This is a genomic window from Amycolatopsis sp. NPDC102522 (assembly GCF_055584485.1).
In genome coordinates, this window is record NZ_JBVJLY010000008.1 from 117,061 (window position 1) to 134,076 (window position 17,016).

General features: G+C 71.2%; 13 protein-coding genes. All 13 read right to left on the reverse strand.

The features are described 5' to 3' along the window. Positions 1-27 precede the first annotated feature (27 nt). Genes ACZ6YV_RS20640 through ACZ6YV_RS20700 form a run of 13 tightly spaced genes read right to left on the reverse strand, consistent with a single transcriptional unit; the run spans position 28 to position 17,009 of the window. Complete coding sequence (locus ACZ6YV_RS20640; protein ID WP_465511132.1) at positions 28-324, reverse strand: hypothetical protein; 297 nt, start codon at positions 322-324, stop codon at positions 28-30. Next, positions 317-2,404 (reverse strand): ATP-binding protein, encoded by a 2,088-nt coding sequence (locus ACZ6YV_RS20645; protein ID WP_465511133.1) that lies wholly within the window; start codon positions 2,402-2,404, stop codon positions 317-319. The genes ACZ6YV_RS20640 and ACZ6YV_RS20645 overlap by 8 nt, the downstream gene beginning before the upstream one ends. Next, entirely contained in the window at positions 2,397-4,061 is a 1,665-nt protein-coding gene (locus ACZ6YV_RS20650; RefSeq protein ID WP_465511134.1) for a hypothetical protein, read from the reverse strand. Before ACZ6YV_RS20650 ends, ACZ6YV_RS20645 begins: the two co-directional genes overlap by 8 nt. Continuing rightward, a complete protein-coding gene (locus ACZ6YV_RS20655; protein ID WP_465511135.1) occupies positions 4,058-4,582 on the reverse strand; it encodes a hypothetical protein in 525 nt (174 codons plus the stop codon). The genes ACZ6YV_RS20650 and ACZ6YV_RS20655 overlap by 4 nt, the downstream gene beginning before the upstream one ends. Positions 4,583-4,584: 2 nt before the next feature. Next, entirely contained in the window at positions 4,585-5,715 is a 1,131-nt protein-coding gene (locus ACZ6YV_RS20660) for a hypothetical protein (RefSeq protein WP_465511136.1), read from the reverse strand. Continuing rightward, the gene (locus ACZ6YV_RS20665) at positions 5,712-7,682 is read right to left on the reverse strand and encodes a hypothetical protein (RefSeq protein ID WP_465511137.1); all 1,971 of its coding nucleotides are present in this window, start codon (positions 7,680-7,682) and stop codon (positions 5,712-5,714) included. Before ACZ6YV_RS20665 ends, ACZ6YV_RS20660 begins: the two co-directional genes overlap by 4 nt. Then, positions 7,679-8,908, reverse strand: a complete 1,230-nt coding sequence (locus tag ACZ6YV_RS20670) for a hypothetical protein (RefSeq protein WP_465511138.1) — start codon at positions 8,906-8,908, stop codon at positions 7,679-7,681. The genes ACZ6YV_RS20665 and ACZ6YV_RS20670 overlap by 4 nt, the downstream gene beginning before the upstream one ends. A 15-nt stretch (positions 8,909-8,923) precedes the next feature. Then, positions 8,924-10,849, reverse strand: coding sequence for a phage tail protein (locus tag ACZ6YV_RS20675; RefSeq protein WP_465511139.1), 1,926 nt, complete (start codon positions 10,847-10,849; stop codon positions 8,924-8,926). After that, positions 10,846-12,879: a putative baseplate assembly protein gene (locus ACZ6YV_RS20680; protein WP_465511140.1), complete on the reverse strand. Its 2,034-nt coding sequence runs from the start codon at positions 12,877-12,879 to the stop codon at positions 10,846-10,848. Before ACZ6YV_RS20680 ends, ACZ6YV_RS20675 begins: the two co-directional genes overlap by 4 nt. Continuing rightward, a complete protein-coding gene (locus ACZ6YV_RS20685) occupies positions 12,876-14,789 on the reverse strand; it encodes a baseplate J/gp47 family protein (RefSeq protein ID WP_465511141.1) in 1,914 nt (637 codons plus the stop codon). The genes ACZ6YV_RS20680 and ACZ6YV_RS20685 overlap by 4 nt, the downstream gene beginning before the upstream one ends. Then, entirely contained in the window at positions 14,786-15,190 is a 405-nt protein-coding gene (locus ACZ6YV_RS20690; RefSeq protein ID WP_465511142.1) for a GPW/gp25 family protein, read from the reverse strand. Before ACZ6YV_RS20690 ends, ACZ6YV_RS20685 begins: the two co-directional genes overlap by 4 nt. Next, positions 15,187-15,819, reverse strand: coding sequence for a phage baseplate assembly protein V (locus tag ACZ6YV_RS20695; protein ID WP_465511143.1), 633 nt, complete (start codon positions 15,817-15,819; stop codon positions 15,187-15,189). Before ACZ6YV_RS20695 ends, ACZ6YV_RS20690 begins: the two co-directional genes overlap by 4 nt. Then, positions 15,816-17,009: a phage late control D family protein gene (locus ACZ6YV_RS20700; protein WP_465511144.1), complete on the reverse strand. Its 1,194-nt coding sequence runs from the start codon at positions 17,007-17,009 to the stop codon at positions 15,816-15,818. Before ACZ6YV_RS20700 ends, ACZ6YV_RS20695 begins: the two co-directional genes overlap by 4 nt. Positions 17,010-17,016 lie beyond the last annotated feature (7 nt).

The window sequence follows — 17,016 nt, forward strand, 5'->3', positions numbered from 1 at the left end:
TGGCTTTCCCGGACACTGACCCACCGCTCAGCAGCCGGGGCAGGCTTCCTTCTTCGGTAGAGCCATCGGAACCACCCGCATCGCCGCTCCCGCGATCGCCGCGTTCCCGACCCGGTCCTGACCGGCGGCGAACGTCGAAGCCAGGTGCGAAGGCACCGTCTTCGAGCTTCCGTCCATCGCGGTCTTGGCCGCCTGCGCGTTGCCGATCACGGCCGGGACCAGCACGAGCTTCTTCTTGCCTCGATCCGAAGCCGCGGCGGTGCGGAGCTCTTGGGCTGTCACCGGTACGGCGGGCTTCGTCTGCGGAGGCATCAGTTCAGGCATCGCGCCCTCCGTTGTCGGCCAGCAATTCAGCATACCGGCCCAGCTCGGCCGGGCGGAACAAGCGCGCCTCGCGATGGAACTGCCGCGACACGCCCCGGACCACGTGGCGCATGCCGATCGAGGGGCTGTCGCTGTCGGCGGCCGACAACGCCGCCGTGCGGGCCGCCGAGGTGATGCCCGCTCCCGTCATGTCCAGGCGGCACAACGTGTCCAGATCGAGGTCCGGGGCCAGTGGGGCTTCCGGAGGGAACGCCAGCTGCCACAGGCGCCTGCGCTCGGCGACGCCCGGACGGGGGAAGTGGACGACGAAGTGGAACCGGCGGGTGAAGGCCGGGTCGATGTTCTCCTTGAGGTTGCTCGTCAGGATGATCAGGCCGTCGCTGGCCTCCAGGCGTTGCAACAGGTAGCCGACCTCCAGGTTGGCGTAGCGGTCCGTCCCGTGCTTGACCTCGCCGCGTTTGCCGAAGAGAGCGTCCGCCTCGTCGAACAGCAGTACCGCGTGGCTGTCCTCGGCCTGCCGGAACACCTCCTCCATGTTCTTCTCCGTCTCCCCCACCCATTTCGACACCACCTGCGCCAGGTCGACCTTGAGCAGTTCCAGGCCCAGAATCCCGGTGACGACCTCCGCCGACATCGTCTTTCCCGTGCCCGGCTCGCCGGTGAACAACGCTTTCACCCCGCCTGCCGTCATCTTGCGGGCGAAACCCCAGGACTCCGCCACGCGGGGCCACGCGCGGAACGCCGACGCGATTTCCGTGAGCTGGCTCATCTGCGCGTCCGGCAGCACCAGATCGTCCGTCGTGCGGCGCGGGAGGATCGACTGCACCGCACCGGTCGTGCGGCCGCGGGTCACGGTCGCTATCGCGGGCTCCACGTGCTCGGTGACGGGATGGCCGTTGCCGGACATCCGCGCGTCCGCGTCGGCGACGGCGGCCACCGCGCGGAGTTCACCGCCGCTCATGCGGTAGCGGGCCGCCAAATCATCCAGCGCCTCCGAGGGCAGCACTGGGAACGCCGAGGACCACATCTCGCGGCGCTCCGGGAATCCCGGGCTGGGAATGGTCAGCTCCGCGTACGTGCGGGCGGCCAGCAGACCGTGCGGGCGCGACGGGTTCATGCCGGTCAGGCACAGCGGCACACTCGATCTCGTCAGCATCTCGTCGAGCGGGGCCGAGCGCTCGTCGGCCCGGATCCACAGCACCGCGCCGAGGGCGGCCGCGGTCCGCAGGTCGTGCGCCATGTCCGCGGTTTGGCGACGCAGTGGCCGGCCTGCGGCCGTCGCGAGTGCCTGCGCGGCGTCGACCTGGCTGTCGGGCGGGCATCCCCATAGGCCGACCACCTCCAGGTCGCCGGCCCCCAACGCCCGGCCGAGCCTCCCCAGGCGCTCCGGCCGCAGGTACGGGGACGCCACCTGCCGATCCGGCTGGACGACCTCGCCCGGGTCATGGCCGAGGATCCCGGCGTCACCGCCCCAGCCCATCAAGTACTCGAACACGCCGCCACCGAGGGCCAGCTCCTGGGCCAGTTCGGTCGGTGCCTCACCGTAGGCCCGAAGCAGGCCGTAACGGCGCAGCCTTCCCGTGCAGCCCAGCGTCCGCCGCAGGGCAAGGCGGTCCGCCGGGGTCTCCGCGGCCACCGTGACCACCAGTTCGACACACGGCGACCGCCGGTTCAGGTTGTCCACCACGTAGGCGTAGACGCGCTCGTAACCCGGATCGAGCTCGGGCGCGGCCACCAGGAGCACCGCGTCCTGCTCGGCTCGGGACAGGCCGTACCGGGCGGCAAGGGCGTCCAGTGGCAACGTCTGACCACGCGACGCCGCCAGACGCCTGAGGTGCTGCTCGGACTCCGGATCCCGGTACGGCGCGGACGGCGGCTCGGTCATCGCCTCCGTGAACGCGTCCACGCGGTCCAGCAACGTGCCCACCTGCTCGTCCGTCACACAGAACGGGGTCAGGTCCGGGCGCGTCAGCAACGCGGCGGCCTCCGACTGGCGGGCGACGGCACCGCGCAGCGCCCGGTGCAGTTCCGCCAGGCGCACCCGGAGGTGCTCCACGGCCAGGCCGCTCACCTCAGCCACCGGAGAAGGTCAGGGTCCGGCCACCCAGCCAGACCACGTTCGGTACGTCGGCGAGGACGCCGCCCTGCCACAGGTCCGTGTGACGGCGGCCCAAGGGGACTTTCACGTGCACGGCGTCGTGGGTGAACCGGACAGTGCCCTCCAGATCGGCGAATCTCGTCATGGCGAGGACAGGGTCGGGCGTCTCGCGTTCCCGCCACAGTTGCCACGCGATCATGCCCAGCGCCAGAGATGCCGCCAGCGCCACGGTGCGCTCCAAGGCGTGCTCCGACGTCCGGGGAACGAACAGCGCCTGCACGAGATCGTCCAGGCGAGCGAAGGGAAGCTCTGCGGCCAGCCGGGGCTCCACTCCACCTGTCGTCCACAGTGGACTTCGCCAGGGCAGACGGGTCAGGGGATCTTCGCGCAGGGGGCGGACGTCCGTGATGAAGGGAACGCCCGCCGCGGCCAGGTCACGCAGACAGGTCGGAGGGAGCGGGCTGTCGCAGACCAGTACCGGCGGCCTGCCGCATGCCGTCCAGTGCGGTACCAAACCGTCGGCGCCCGGAGCCCACGCGATCGGGAACAGGCCTTGGGCGTCGACCATCAGCAGGCCGTCGTCCACCCCGGTGACGAGCAGCGGGTCGGCCGGGTCATGACCCCGGCACAGGGACAGCGCCAGCACGCCGTCCAGCACCGGCAGTGCGGGACGGACCCGGCGCGCGAAAACGGTCAGGTCCGGCAACGTCTCCAGGCCGGCGAACGTCGCGACGGTTTCGTCCGCCGGGCGCGCCAGGACCTTGGAGGCCAAGGCCGCGGCGAACAGCGGGGTGTCCTCGGCCAGGTCCACTCCGGACAGCGCCGGGCCGATCGCGTCCAGATAGCCGGTTCTGGCGAGGGGCCCGGCCAGCAGGAACGGGAGCACCGAGCCGACCTTTCGCTCCCCCGTCGGCGTCGAGGTGGTGAGGCGAGTGCTCTCGAACTTGTCCTCGTCGACGAGGACGGACGGCGGCTCGCCGGGCAGGGACCTTGCCAGCTCGGCCAGCTCCGCACGGGTCGCCGGCAGCTTCGGAAGCGACAGCCGACGAGCCAGCTCGATCACAGACTCGGCGGCCGGTCCTGCCGGATCCGCTGTAGGCCCGTCGGCAGGTGAGACCGCGGGTTCGGCGATCAACGCGGCCAGATACCGCCACACCGTCCCCTCGGGGAGCAGCGCGAGCAACGCGGCCAGTTCGTCTCTTGCGGCCAGTTCCTCGAACAACATGGCCACCGACAGCATCGGGCTCTCCGTCGGGCCGGAGACGATGGAGAGCGACGGCTCACCGTCGATGTCCGATGTGGACGGACCAGTGTCGGCCGCAACCGGGATCGGGAGCGGGATAGGTTCCGACAGCGGCTCACCAGTTGCCGCCCGTTCGAAGAAGAGACCGCCCAGCGCCCGTCCGTTTCCCGCGCGTGGGGGAAGCCGGACCGACAGGCGCACCGGTTCTGTGATCTCCAGATCCGGGCCCTCGCCGGTGAGGTACTCGTCGAACTCCGCGGCCAGCAGGTCCGGCAGCGCGTCGAGTACGCGTTGCACGAGGCCCCGCGGATCGGGCCCCCAGCTCCACCCGCCACGCCGGATCACCCGCACGACGCACCGGCGCACGGTGATCTCGCCGACGGCGGTCGCGTTCAAGACTTCTTGACCTCCTCCAGGCGGCCCGCCCAGCCCGCCACCAGCAGCAGCACGGCGTGCGGTCCCGCGGTCACCGTGACCGGCAGCGACACGTGATCCGTGTCCTTCGTGATGGTCCCGGTGACCGGCAGCGTCTCCTTCCCTTCCGAAACCAGGGCGAACACGGCGGTGTCCTGGGGCGGATTCTTCGGCAGTTTGACGAACAACCCGGCGGCGTCGAACGTGGGCGCGTCGGGCAGGACCGTCAGTTTCGCCAGCGCCGGTTTGGGCGGCTGGTTCGGCGGCCGCGTGACCCCGTACGCCAGCGGTTCGATGAACACCTCCGGCTGGTCGTCGGCTTCGTGCACGGCGAGTTCCCTGCCCTGCAGGGACAAAGTCACGACTTCGCCCGAACCGAGCGAAAACCGCACCGGCAGCGCGTCACCGACCAGCGCTCGCGCCGTCGGCAAGGAGATGCCGATCGCCTTGGCCGCACCGACCACGTTGCCGGTGCTCGACTCGTACACCGCGAAGACGCTCATCCTCACCCTCCACCACTCGTCGCCGCGACCGTTGCCAGGACCAGGAAGTCGACCGCGCCCGACTGTTCCTTCACAGCCGTCGAACCGGCGGCGGGGTCGTAGAACCGCAGGCGACACCGGACGCGCCGCTGATCGTCCACTGTGGCCTCCGCCGGGACGGTGAGCCCTTTGGCGGACGGCGGTATCCGCGGGGTCACCAAGACGTGCAGCGACACCCGGCCGTCGGCGATCTCCTCCTGCGTCACCCCGGAAGGCAGCGGCAGAACCATGCCGTCCGTCGCACTGCCGGAGGTCACCAGCACACTGCCCGCGGAGATCTGACCGGAGAAGCTCCCCGCGATGGTCAGGTTGCCGTTGGACTCCACCGTCAGCAGCGGGTCGACCTCGCCGGTTCCCTTGTACAGCCCGTAAACCAGCGTCGGCGCGGCCGTTCCGGACAGCACCAGCGCGGGCTTGCCCTCACCCGCCTCCGGCTGGGTCCGCAACGACAGCGAGCCCGACCGGGCCGACACAGTGTCCGCGCGTACCCCGAAGTACCGAGGCCCGACGCCGCGGGCGGCCGGGGACACCGCTGTGAAATGGCCTTCGGTCCACTGGACATAGCCCAGCAACACCAGCCAAAGCACCGGTGGGGCGGCCGGTACGGCGTTCACCGCGGGCGGCTGCTGGTCGGCGACGAGCCGCTCGTCGCCCAGCCGCCGGAAGAGGATCTGATAGGACTCCTCGACGCGCGTCGGCGCGGCAGAGCCCGCGCACGACGCCAGGCCGGTCGAGGGCTGAGACCGGTCCACGGCGGTGAGGAACACCGGATACGGCTCGGTCGTCGGCCGGTCCGCGCCGTTGACGGCCTCGAAGTCCGCCTCCGACAGCACGACCGGCGCCGGTACGACGATCTCCCGACCGGTTCCGTCGACAGCCAGCCCGGCCTGCACGCTCACCTCGACGAATCGGGCGCCCGTCGTCGGATCGGTCCGGTTCTCGGTCGTCATGGCGAGTCCGTCGGCGATGCCCCAGTCGTGCGCGAGGCGCGCGTGCCGGACGGCCGTCGCGCGGGCATACGCGACTGTCGCCGCCAAGTCCGAGGAGGCGAGCACCTGCCCTTCGTGGAACTCCGGGCGCAGCGGACCGGTCACGACGACTCACCCGATCGCGGCTTGCGAGTGGAAGCACCGCTCCGGGTCGACGTCGACCGGGTGCGTTTCGCGGGCGGTTTCTCCTCGGTCTCCGGACCGCTTTCGAGGTCCGACAGCCGGTCGGACAGGCGTTCCGGCAGCTCTTCCCGCACCTGCGACACCTGCTCCGACGCGGTGTCGAGCCGTCCCCGCAACGCTTCCACGGTCGCGATCAGGTCGCTCACCTGACCCCGGAGCGCGTTCATCTCCTGCAGGCTGTCCGTCACCTCGGCAGGAACCGTGTACACCTGCTCGCGCACGGGCTTCGGCACGGTCTCCCCTGGTGCCGGGGTCACCAGGAGTCTCCACATCCGATCCAGCGGACTCCGGCTCCCCCACTCCTCGAGCAGCCCAGGCACGTACGGCCGCGGGATCGGTCCCGACGCGGGGACGTTCGGCGGCTTGTACACCGGAATCGGCTGGCAGCACACCTGCTCGGCGAGATGGCGCAGCTGGTAGAGCTTCGGCAGCCATTCGCCGTACGCCGAGCCGCCCGGAAGCACCTGCTCCCGAGTCGCCGAGCAGACGCGCACGACGTCGCAGCCGTCCAGCTCCAGATGCGCGAGCAGCACGTCGTTGTCGGCGCATTCGACGCACGGCGGGTTCAGCGTCGAGCACGCCGCATCGGTGACGAAGCGTCGCACGTACGTGGTCAGCTTCCCTGCGGCGGTCGTGAGCAACCCCAGGTCGGCGACCGACAGGTGCTTCGTGGGGTCCGGTTCCGGGATGGGCAACGGCTGCGGGATGGCGACCGTGCGGACGTCCTCGTGCAGGAGGCAGTCCGCGACGCCGGGCACCCGATCGAGCCTGCCGAGCAGCCAGTCCCGGATCCGCACGAGGTCGGCCCGGAACTTCGCCTCCAGCACGTTGTTCACCGGGGTGCCCTGTGCCACGAGACGGATCTCGATGGGGGCGTTCGGATCCGGCGGCGCGACCCGGCTCTTCGCCTCCGCCACGACGGCCAGCGCGACGTCCCGATGCGCCGGTTCCGGCCACACCTCCTCGGGTTTCGTCCCGGCCAGCCTGTCGCACGCGTCGCCGAGCACCTTCCTGGCGGCGTCGATCTCCTTGAGGCCGAACTTCTCCTGCAGTTCCTTCTGCCCTGCCGCGTCGTAGGTGTCGTACCGGGCGAGGGCACTGGCCAGCGCGCGGACGTACTCGGTCTGCTGCCGGGCAGCGGGCGGCTTCGGGATACCTTCGCCGCTTTCCCGCAGCAGGCGGAGGTTGTCGGTGTAGCGGACGGCGTCGGCGTCCTCGAACTTGATCGTCCGGGTGGAGAAGCCGCCGGCGACGGACATCGGGTCCAGGTAGTGCCCGAGCCGCCTGCTCAGCAGGAGGATCTGTTCGTAGGCGTCCTTGTCCCCGATCTGCGCCAGGAGCTTGGTGGCGGGGTTGTAGCGGTGGTCGTCGGTGGTGTCGCATTTGACGACGAAGCGGAATCCCTCTTGGACCCGAGACGGCACGCAACCCGGCGTCGGACACGGTTCCTCGGTGGCGAACGGCGCGACCGGATCGGCCATGCCCTCCTCGTACCGTACGAACAGCCCGAAATGGCGCTGGTCGTCGTCGCACGGGTCCCCGCAGTGGACTCCCGGCGAGGTCACCCGCAGTTCCCGCACGAGCGCGGCCACGTCGACCTTCTCTTTGCAGGACAACACGATATCGTTGCCGCAGCAGTCGAGGGCGTGCCCGGGGCGCACGCTGACCGTCCCGCCGGGACACGAGTCGCAGAGCACCTCCAGCCCGCAGACGACACCCGGACCGGACAGCGTCCTGTTGTGCAGCCGGTCCTTCCCGGTCACGTAGTCGGTCAGCAGGGTGAGGTCGTCCTCCGTGAGCAGTTGGCCCGCGAAGAACCGCGGCCGGACGAACGCGGCGGGGAAGGCAGGCGCCCCGCCGCAGCCGCACCCGCAATCAGACTTGCTCATGAACGCTCCTCGGTGATGAAGAACCAGCTCTCGAAGACGTCGCCGCCCGCGCCGGTGCCGGACGTCCACGGCCCGATCCCGGACGGCGGCACCAGGCAGCCGGTCGGGTCGGGCTCGGGTTTGGGGTCGTGGCCGTGGTCGGAGTCCGTCTCGGTCTTCCCCCGGCCGGTGAACGGGACCCGGCCGCCGACGTTGGTGCCGTCGACCGGACGGCAGCAGCGGTCGAGGAGGAACGCCGCGCGGACCGTGATCAGCACGCGGTCGCCGTCCTGCAGGGCCTCACGGGTCGTCTGCCGGTACCTGAAGCGGCGGGTGAACTCGCCGCTGGTCGGTTCCTCGAACCTGCCGCCCATGTACCAGGTGTCGGCGTTGCGGCCGGCGCCGCCTTCGATCACCTGGATCTCCACCACGCCGCGGCGCAGGCTGTCGACACGGACGTCGTCGGAGAACTCGACGACGAGCCCGCCCGTGTTCTTCTGGGTGCCGAGCAGTTCTTTGGCCTCGTCCACCGTGTACGTGTGGCCGTGCCGCCAGTTGATGCCGGTGATCACCGTCGGCACGTGCGTGCCGAAGAACCGACGGACGTTCAGGTGGATCTGCTCTTGGCGGACCGGGCGGGAGAAGTCGACGTCGTCGATCCTGGCCAGCCACAGGACCTTGTGCTCGCACCGGGTGCAGCAGGTCTCGCAACGGTCGTCCTTCGGTGGCGTCTTGGTGGTGACCCGGACGACGTAACTCTCTTCCGTGTAGCCGAAGTCGCAGTCCGAAGTGTCCGCGCAGGCGGAATTGAAGACGGTCCTGGTCGGCTCGACGGCGCGCTCGCAATACTCGACGCCGACCCAGACCGTCGTGCCGCCGGTGCGTTCTTCCTCGTGCAGGGCCTCCGCCAGGTCGATCGCGCAGCCGCCGGGGACGAGTACCTCGTTGCCGTCGCAGTCGATGCCGAGCCCGGCGGTGATGCGGACCTTGGCCTGATGGCCTTTGTCGTCCTCGGTCTTTCCCTCCTCCGCCGGGGCCGGCTCGACGAGCAGCCCGCACACCACGCCGTAGCCGAGCAGACAGCGCATCCGCAGCTTCAGCTTCTCGCGGAAGTACTCCTGCTCGCGCTGGAAGTCACGGGCGGTGAGCAACCGGCCGTGGAAGTACCGCAGCCTGCGGAAGGGCGGTTGCTCGATCCCCGCGTGTTCCGGGGTCCGGGTGGCTGACTGTTCCGTTGCCTCGGTCATCTCTCTTCTGTCCTCTCAAGACACTCGCGTGTGGACCCCGACCGCGGACACCACGCCGACGCTCACCCCGTGGCGGGCGCCTCGTGGCCCTGGTCTCAGTACTCCGTCGTGGTTCAGGCGCACGCCGCCCAGCACGGGCGGCGGCAGCGGGACGAACGCGGTGTCCACCCCGACCGTCGAGCGGGAGCCGACCACGAAACCGGATCCGGCGGCGCGCACCGACCCCTTGGTGTGCGCGGGCGCCTGCCGGACAACCAGGCGCCGCAACGCTTCCTCGTCGGCCGCCCCGGCGGGCAGCAGGACCCGGAACCGGTGGGCGTGCCCGGTGAGGGGGTCGGTGTCCGGGTCGCCGAACGCCCGCAGCGGCGCCGCGCCCAGCGTCGAGGTGTCCAGCCGCAACCGCGACGAAGACCGGCCGAACAGCCGCACCGAGCCGAGGCCGCGGGCTGTCGACGACGTCGCTGTCGCGCGTACCTGCGCCCAGTGACGGTCATCGGCCAGCTCGTCGATGACCGGCGTGACACCGAAGACGATGTCGATCGCCTCCGCCAACGCGCCGGGAGTGCCGCGCCGCCGGTACAGGCCGGGCGCGGCCCTGATCAGCTTCCGGCGTGTATCGGCGTTCCAGCCCGCCTCGAAAGCCAGGCCGAGCAACCCGGCCAGCCACGGCAGCGCCCCGTCCGGCACACCTGCCGGGTCGAGCAGCGCGGGATAGCGCTCGATGACCCTGTCGATCTCGTCGGTGGAGGCGTCGAACAGCGTCAGGAACCGCTCGGTGAAGTCGTCCGCGGCCGGGTCTTGCCGGAACGCGGCGGGCAGCAGATCCGCGCTGGTGGACCGGGGGAAGTCGAGCCGGACGCGGTGCAGCACCGGCGTGGCCGACGAGTCACCGGACAACCGGACGCGGGCCGTGAGGTGGCGGCCGGGTGGCTGGTCGACGAGGAAGTCGGTGACGCCCGCCGCCGCGGTCTGCCAGTCGCTCTCGGCGAACCTGTCGTCCTCGGACACGACGACCGCCACGGACACCGCCGTGCCCGCCGGTACGTCGGCCTCTACGCGCACCCGGTGCCAGCGGCAACGCGAGATCCCGCTGTCGATCAGCTTCGTGGTGAACTCGCCCCGCGTGACGTACTGCCCGGTCTCCGGCCCCGGCACCTCACGCGGCTGTCCGTCCCAGTCGTAGCACGAGGTCACCTCGCCGTCCGGCCCCTTTTCCCGAAGGCAAAAGCCGTCCTCGCCCGCCGCGACGAGGCTGCTCGGCGGCAGTGCCGCGGCCAGCTCGTCCACTGTGGACTCCCGGAACCGGTGGTGTCCGCGGAAGATCCGGAGCCGGCCGTCTTTCTCGGTCAGCAGCCAGATCGTGCGGCCGGGCCCGGTGCGGATCCCGATGATCTCGCCCTCGACCCGGGTGCGGATGACCTCGCACAGCTGCCCGTCGGGGCCGTACCGCCGGAGCCGGTCACTGCCGGCCTGGGAGACCAACACCTGCTCGTCGTGAGCGAGCGCGACGATCTTGGCGTACGGAAACCGGATCACCGCGGTCAGGTGGTCGCCTTCGTTGCGCCAGAGGAAGACCCGGCCGGAATCGACCACCGCGATCCGGTGACCGCGCGCGGCCACGGCGGTCGGTGCGCGCAGCAGCCGAGGGTCACAGTGCGGGGGCCAGAGCGGCGACCAGTCACCGGCGCAGGTGTCCCGGCTCAGCACGCGATCCCCGGACAGCAAGTACCAAGCGCACGGACGGCAGCCGGGCGCGAGGCGCGGGTCGGGGAACCACGGCAGCAGTTCGGTCCGCGTCGGCCCTTCCGGGGACGGCCCGGGGCGGGCCAGCCGGATACCCGCCGGGTCGGCGAGCCCGACGAGATCGGTCACGGCGGCTTCGTCCCACCCGACGACATCGTCGAGGAGCCGGAACGTGACGTTCGTGGGGGCGCACGTCATGGGGACTCCTCCACCGGGATCAGCAGCGGCCGGTCCGGCCAGACCAGGTCGTTCGGCGGGATCGCGTGGTCGGCGCACGGCGGCAGCCGCAGTCCGTCGGCGGTGAGCGAGAGCCCGGACACGGCGAGGACGCCGTCCACGGCCAAGAGCCGTCGCACGAGCGGCGTGAGCCGCACCGCGCCGCCGAACGGCCAGCCGCCGCCGTTCTCCCCGCCCCGTAACGGATCCAGATACGTGGTCACCGCGTCCGCCGCCCGCGCCAGGACGGCGGCACGGTCCTGGCCGTCGTCGAGCACGACCCGTGCCTCCACGGCGATCCGCCGGTACGCGACCGGGCCGGTGACCACGGTGATCCCGGCGGGCGCCACCTCACGGACGAGGAAGTCGGCCACCGCGCGCAGGGTGGCCGCGGAGGGCACGGGCGGCTCGGTGCCGCCGTCATCGAGCGGCGGCACCACGAGGACTCCGACGACACCGGGGATGGGAGTGCCGGGGAAGTCCGGATGCAGGCCCGGCACACCGTGCGCGCGGGCGATCGAGGCGCCCGGCGCGCGGAGCGCCAGCAGCCCGTAGTCGGCCGGTGCGACGGCTCGGCCTCGGGACCGCAGTTCCTCCACCCCGCGCCGCATCACGTCCTCGTCGGGCTCGGCGTCGGCGCCGCCGGTGGCGGGGAACGGGTTGTTCACGCCGGTCACGAACGGGCGCGCGGTGACGACGCCGTTGACGGCACCGGCCGCCACGGCGCCCGCCGCGCCACCGCCGACCCGGTATCGCACGGCACGCACGTTCCGGAACCCCGGCGGCACGGGTGCCCCGTTGACGCCGTCGCCGAAGGTGACCACGCCGGTGTCGTAGTCGACGACGAACACCCGGTCAGCCGGGCCGTACGCGGCCAGGCTCGGCACCTCCTGCCACTGCGCCGCGCCCTCCTCCGTCGTCCCGAAGAGGTCGCCACCAGGGTCGTCGTCGACCTCGATCACGACACTGCCGGCGAGGATCGGGACCTGGCTCAGCCGCATCTGCCGCCGCTCCGACGGTGTCGTGGGGTCCTGGATCGGCTCCAGCGGCTCGTCGAAGATCGTGCGGGCGGCGGTCGCGGCGACCATGTTCAGCCGCAGTCCCGAAACGAGCGGCGGCGCGACCGCGAAAAGCCCCTGCGCGACCTGCAGCCGCAGCCACCGCAGCGCCGGCCCGGGGCGCGCTGTCGGCGGCCTGCCGGGTGCCCACGTGCGCGGCGGCCGCAGCTCGATCGTGCCGCTCACCCGCAATCCCGCGGTCTCGTCGCGGACGACCTCGGCGGGCCGGAACCGGCCACCGTCCAGGACGTCCCAGCGCAGCAACGGCTGAGGCGCGGGCACGGCGACCCCGCCGGCGGTCGCGGGAGCCGGCGGCGCGGCCGCCACCACGAACCCCAGCGACAGCGACGGGAACGGGCTCGCGGTGCCGTCCAGGCCCAGCCACAGGGCGTTGCCCGGCCGGGGCTCGGCCCCGAACGGCGGGAACGGGCGGCCCGGACCGTTCGGCCCCAGCGGGAGCGGTTCGAGCGCGCCACCCCGCTGCACCGCGATCGCGCTCAGCGAGGCGGGAGTCGCGTAGAGATCCAGATCGGTCTCGTAGACGATGTCGCCGTCGGTGCCGGTCGCGGCGGCCTGGAAACCGGCCGGAACGAGGACCGACGCGCCGTCGGGCGGGTTCACGGTGAACTCCAGCAGCGCGGCGGCCGCGGTGGCGGGCCGGCGGCGGACGCCCGCGGTGTTCAGGTGCTCGGCGAGGATCTTTTCCGGCAGCCGGTTGACCCGGGTGAGCACCGGCTCGGCCTGCGTGCCGAAGAGGCGGACCAGCACGACACCCGCGTCCTGCCGGTCGGGGTTGGTCCAGTCCGGGGTGTAGCCGGGGATGCGGTCGCGGACGGCGGCGCGGACAGCCTCTCTCGTCGCGTCGACGAGCTCCGGCTGCACTCCGGACGGCCCGGGGCCGGGCACCATGTGCGCTTCTTCGCCCGAGTCTCGGGCCCACCAGACGTCGTTCACAGCAGGCCCTCCCCCGGCTCGGCCGCCGGCACGACGTGGGTGCGGATCTCCCGCACCACAGGCAGTTCGCCGACTCGCAGGGGTACGTCGTCGCAGGTCTCGGCGGGGTCGGCGCCGTCGATGCCGATCGCGACGGCGGCGACGTCCGCCAGGTCGCCAAGCGCCTCCTGCGCGGCTCGCAGCAACGCCGAAGGCCGCAGCGCCTCGCCGAACGGCCAGCCCGTCTCCTCGGCCCCGCCGATCAGCGGGTCGAGGAACCGGCGCAACGCCTCACCGACCACAGTGGACACTTTCGCCCTGTCGGCGGGAGTGCCGGCCAGGTCGACCCGCAGCCGGATCTCCCGGTAGGCCGGGGCGCGCACGAAGACCTCGGCCGTGAGCAGGCGTGTCTCGCGGAGCCGCCGAGCGACGGTGTGCAGCGTGCCCGGGTCCGGTACCGGCGCCGCCACGAAGTCGGGAGCCGCGAAGTCCTCGCGGGGCACTGCCGGGACGAGGTGCACGGAAACGGCTCCGGGCACACGCGCGCATGGGAAACCGGGATGCTCGCCGACCGAGGCGTAGGCTCGCTCGACAGCCACGCCGGGGGTCGTGACCGCGAGGGTGACGTAGTCGTCGGAGGTGACGGCCCTGGTCACCTCGCCGAGCGCACCGGCGGCCCGGTCACGGGCCTGGGCCACGGTCTCCGGATCCGCGCCGCCGTCGGCCTGGACGAGGTTCGCGGCACGCACCGGCACGGCGTCGTCCACCGGCTGCCAGTTCCCGGTGAGACCGCCGTTGCCGTCGCGCCCACCGCCGATGGTGTACCCGACGCGCACGTCCTCGGTCGGACGAGGGATCCGGCCGGTGAGCCCGTCGCCGAACACGAGCGCGCCGTCGTCCCGGTCCAGCAAGAAGATCCGGTCACGGGAAGTGCCGAAGGTGAAGTCCACCACCGGTTTCCATTCCTCACCGGCGAGCCGCAGGGTCGCGGTGAGCAGCCGGCCTGCGGCGTCGGGCAGGACGAGCCGCTGGCCGGGCAGCTTCAGCCAGGTCCGGATCTGGTCCCCCAAGCCGGTCACCGTGCGGCTCTCGGTGTGCCGGGCGGCCGACGCGTTCACCGCCAGCCGTAGCAGCCGTGGGGCCGAGGCGTACGTCGCGGCCTGGGTGGACACGATCAGCCCACGGTCCTCTGTGGACCATCCGGCCGGTGGTCGCAGGCGGACCACGCCGGACCGCCGCAGCCCGCCGGTACCGTCCTGGACCTCCGCGAACGCGCCCGAAGCCTCCGTGTCGGGCCGGAACCACGACCAGCCGAGCTCGGCGGGCGGACGGACGCCATCGACGGCCGAAGACGACCAGGACGGCGCCACGGGTGAGTCCAGCTCGAACAACAACGACAACCAGCCGGACGTGAAGTGGGTGCCGATGAGAGGCAGGACGAACCGAGCCGAGGCGGCCGAGCCGTCGTCGCCCATCAACGGAACCCCGCGGCGGGCCGGCAGATCCGCTGTGCGGTCGCGGTCGGTGAACACGGTCACCTCGCCCGCCAGCGGGAAGGCGATCACCTCGTCGTCGAGGCTGAACCTGATGGCCGCGGCCGGATCGCGGGCCAGGACGGTACCCGCGGGCACCGTCGTCGGCGTCTCCGCATCGGTGGTCAACGCGAGGACGGTGGCCGCCGACCGCGCGGGCCTGGGCGGCTCGAGGTCCAGCAGCTTCAGGAGCCCGACGACGAGTTCGTCCGGGGCCTGGTCCAGCCAGTAGAGCCGCTGTTCCAGCAGGTACGCGAACAGTTCCAGCAGGGTGATGCCGGGGTCGACGGGCGCGTGCAGCGTCCACGTGCCGTCCGATTCGGCCGGGATCCGGCGGGTGATCGCCGACATCATGTCGGCCCAGGTCAGGTCGTCGAGCTTCGGCACCGGAAAGGTCATGGCGTGGTTCCCGTCAGGCCGAGATAGAACGGGAAGACCAGGTTGGCCTTGGTGTTGGTGCGCCGGATCCGGTATTCGACCGAGATCGTGACGCGGGATTCGTCGGCCGGGTCGGTTTCAGCCAGGACGCTCGACAGCTCCACCCTCGGCTCGAAGGTGCGCACCGCGTCGGCGATCGACCGTTCCAGGTCCCGCAGGTTCTGCGCGCTGCCGGGCGCGAACACCGACTCGCTCACGACGGTGCCGAGGTCCGGCCGCATCACGCGCTCGCCCGTGGCGGTGAGCAGCAGCGCGCGAAGGCAGTGTTCGATGCTGGTCTCGCCCACGGCGTAAGCGAGACGACCCGCCTCGTCGGGCAGGATCGGGAACCGCCAGCCGGTGCCGAGGAAAGGTTCGGTCACGTCGCCTTCACCTTCTTCGCGAGCACGGAGGGCGGCAGCGGCGACGCGGGACCGGTGACTCCGCCCGGTGCCGGGTGGGTGTGCTGGACGAAGGCCTGCAGGAGCGCGTTGCCGAGCACGACGGGCTCGGTCGAGCCGCCGCCGAGGTCGATGTCGCTCGCTTTGACGGTCACCGACTTGGCCTCGACCGTGATCTCCCCGCTGTCCTTCAGCACCACCTTCGCGCCCGAGGTGGTGTTGATCGTGATCTCCTTCGCCTTGTCGTCGAAGAGGATCCGGTGACCGGCCTTGGTGCGGATGACCTTCTGGTCGCGACCCTCGCTGCGCGCGGTCGGCGGCTTCTTCTTGCCGTTGTAGAGCCCGCCGAGCACGTACGGCTGCCGCATGTCGCCCTGGAAGAACGCGACCAGCACCTCGTCGCCCACCTCGGGCACGAACACCGAGCCGTAGCCGCCACCCGCGTGGAGCTGGCTGACCCGGATCCAGGGGCTGACGGACGCACCGCCGTCCAGCCAGTAGTACTTGACTTTGACCCGGCCCTCGTCGTCGCCGTCGTTCTGGACGACCTCGGCCGGCGCGACGCCGTAGTAGCGCTGGTCGCTCGACATGGCGCGCGGCATGGCAGTCATCGCTTGTCCCCCTGGAAAATCCTCCGGCCGGTGAACGTGGTGAAGAAGCCGCTGGTGTTGAGCGCGTGCTCGACCCGCTTGACGAAGTAGGTGCCGGAGAACCGCTTGCCGAGCCCGAAGATCTCCAGGTTGTCCCCCGGCCGCAGCTCCGGCAGCCCGGCCACCCGGCCGGTCGCGGTGATGAACTCGTACGCCCGCTCCCGCAACAGCGCGATGGCCAGTTCCTTGGCCTCCTCCTGGCTGAGGACCGGCGCGTCCACGATCACCTCTTGACGGCCGCCCGCGGCACTTTCCGCCGCCTCCGGCCCGCTCTGTCCTTCGGCCGAGTTCTGGCCGCCTGGCAGATCTTTCGCCGTCGCGACGTACTCGATCGGCTCCGCCTTCACCGGATCCCAGCCGTGCACGGTGAGCTTGCTGACCTGCTGGGACACGGTCAGCGTCGGGGTGAAGTCGAGGAGGTTGGGCACCAGGCCCGGCGGCTGACCGCTGGGACCGGTGGCGAGCCCCGGGCTGTAGGCGAGGCGGAACAGCCGGATCGGACGGCTGTCGCGACCGTCGGTGGGCTTGACGAAGTACAGCGTCTGCTCACCGGTTTTCGGGTCCGGCAGGATGTAGCAGTCGAAGTCGATCCGCTTCGCTCGCTCCATCAGGAACTGCGCGTCGGTCTGGTTCTTCTGCACCACGAGGTCGTGCCTCGGCCCCTCGCGGGTCGTCTTGACCGCCAGCTTGTTGCGCCGGGCGATCTGTTCGGCGATCTCCCAGTCGGTCTTCCGGACGAAGTTCTTGTCCTCTTCCTTGGTGGGCTTGCGGTCCTTGAGCGCGAGCATCCCGTCCACACACGTGATCGAGACCGTCGGCGAGGCGCCGTCCGGGAACTTGGGGGCGAGCGAACTGATCGTCCCCGTGCCGACGGTCAGCAGCTTGTCCGCATAACCGAGCCGGACGGAGACCCGCGTGCCGATCCGCAGCTTGTCCGAGTCGCTGTGCTTGAACTTGAGCGTGACGTCGTCCCAGTTGTTCAGCTCCAGATCGAAACCGGACATCTCGTCGAGGTCGCGGTGCACCTTGATGTCGAGGATGTCGTTCTTGGTCGTCGGATCCGCCTGGAGACCGTCGACGACCACCTCGAACTCGGGGGCGTAGCCGTCCGGGTCGGCGATCTCGGGCCGGGTGCCCGCGGGCACGGTCATCGCGTGC

What these genes read in the sequence shown, in the direction of transcription:
- ACZ6YV_RS20640 (WP_465511132.1), bottom strand. Translation starts at nt 324, where the DNA reads ATGCCTGAACTGATGCCTCCGCAGACGAAGCCCGCCGTACCGGTGACA.
- ACZ6YV_RS20655 (WP_465511135.1), bottom strand. Translation starts at nt 4,582, where the DNA reads ATGAGCGTCTTCGCGGTGTACGAGTCGAGCACCGGCAACGTGGTCGGT.
- ACZ6YV_RS20665 (WP_465511137.1), bottom strand. Translation starts at nt 7,682, where the DNA reads ATGAGCAAGTCTGATTGCGGGTGCGGCTGCGGCGGGGCGCCTGCCTTC.
- ACZ6YV_RS20670 (WP_465511138.1), bottom strand. Translation starts at nt 8,908, where the DNA reads ATGACCGAGGCAACGGAACAGTCAGCCACCCGGACCCCGGAACACGCG.
- ACZ6YV_RS20675 (WP_465511139.1), bottom strand. Translation starts at nt 10,849, where the DNA reads ATGACGTGCGCCCCCACGAACGTCACGTTCCGGCTCCTCGACGATGTC.
- ACZ6YV_RS20685 (WP_465511141.1), bottom strand. Translation starts at nt 14,789, where the DNA reads ATGACCTTTCCGGTGCCGAAGCTCGACGACCTGACCTGGGCCGACATG.
- ACZ6YV_RS20695 (WP_465511143.1), bottom strand. Translation starts at nt 15,819, where the DNA reads ATGACTGCCATGCCGCGCGCCATGTCGAGCGACCAGCGCTACTACGGC.
- ACZ6YV_RS20700 (WP_465511144.1), bottom strand. Translation starts at nt 17,009, where the DNA reads ATGACCGTGCCCGCGGGCACCCGGCCCGAGATCGCCGACCCGGACGGC.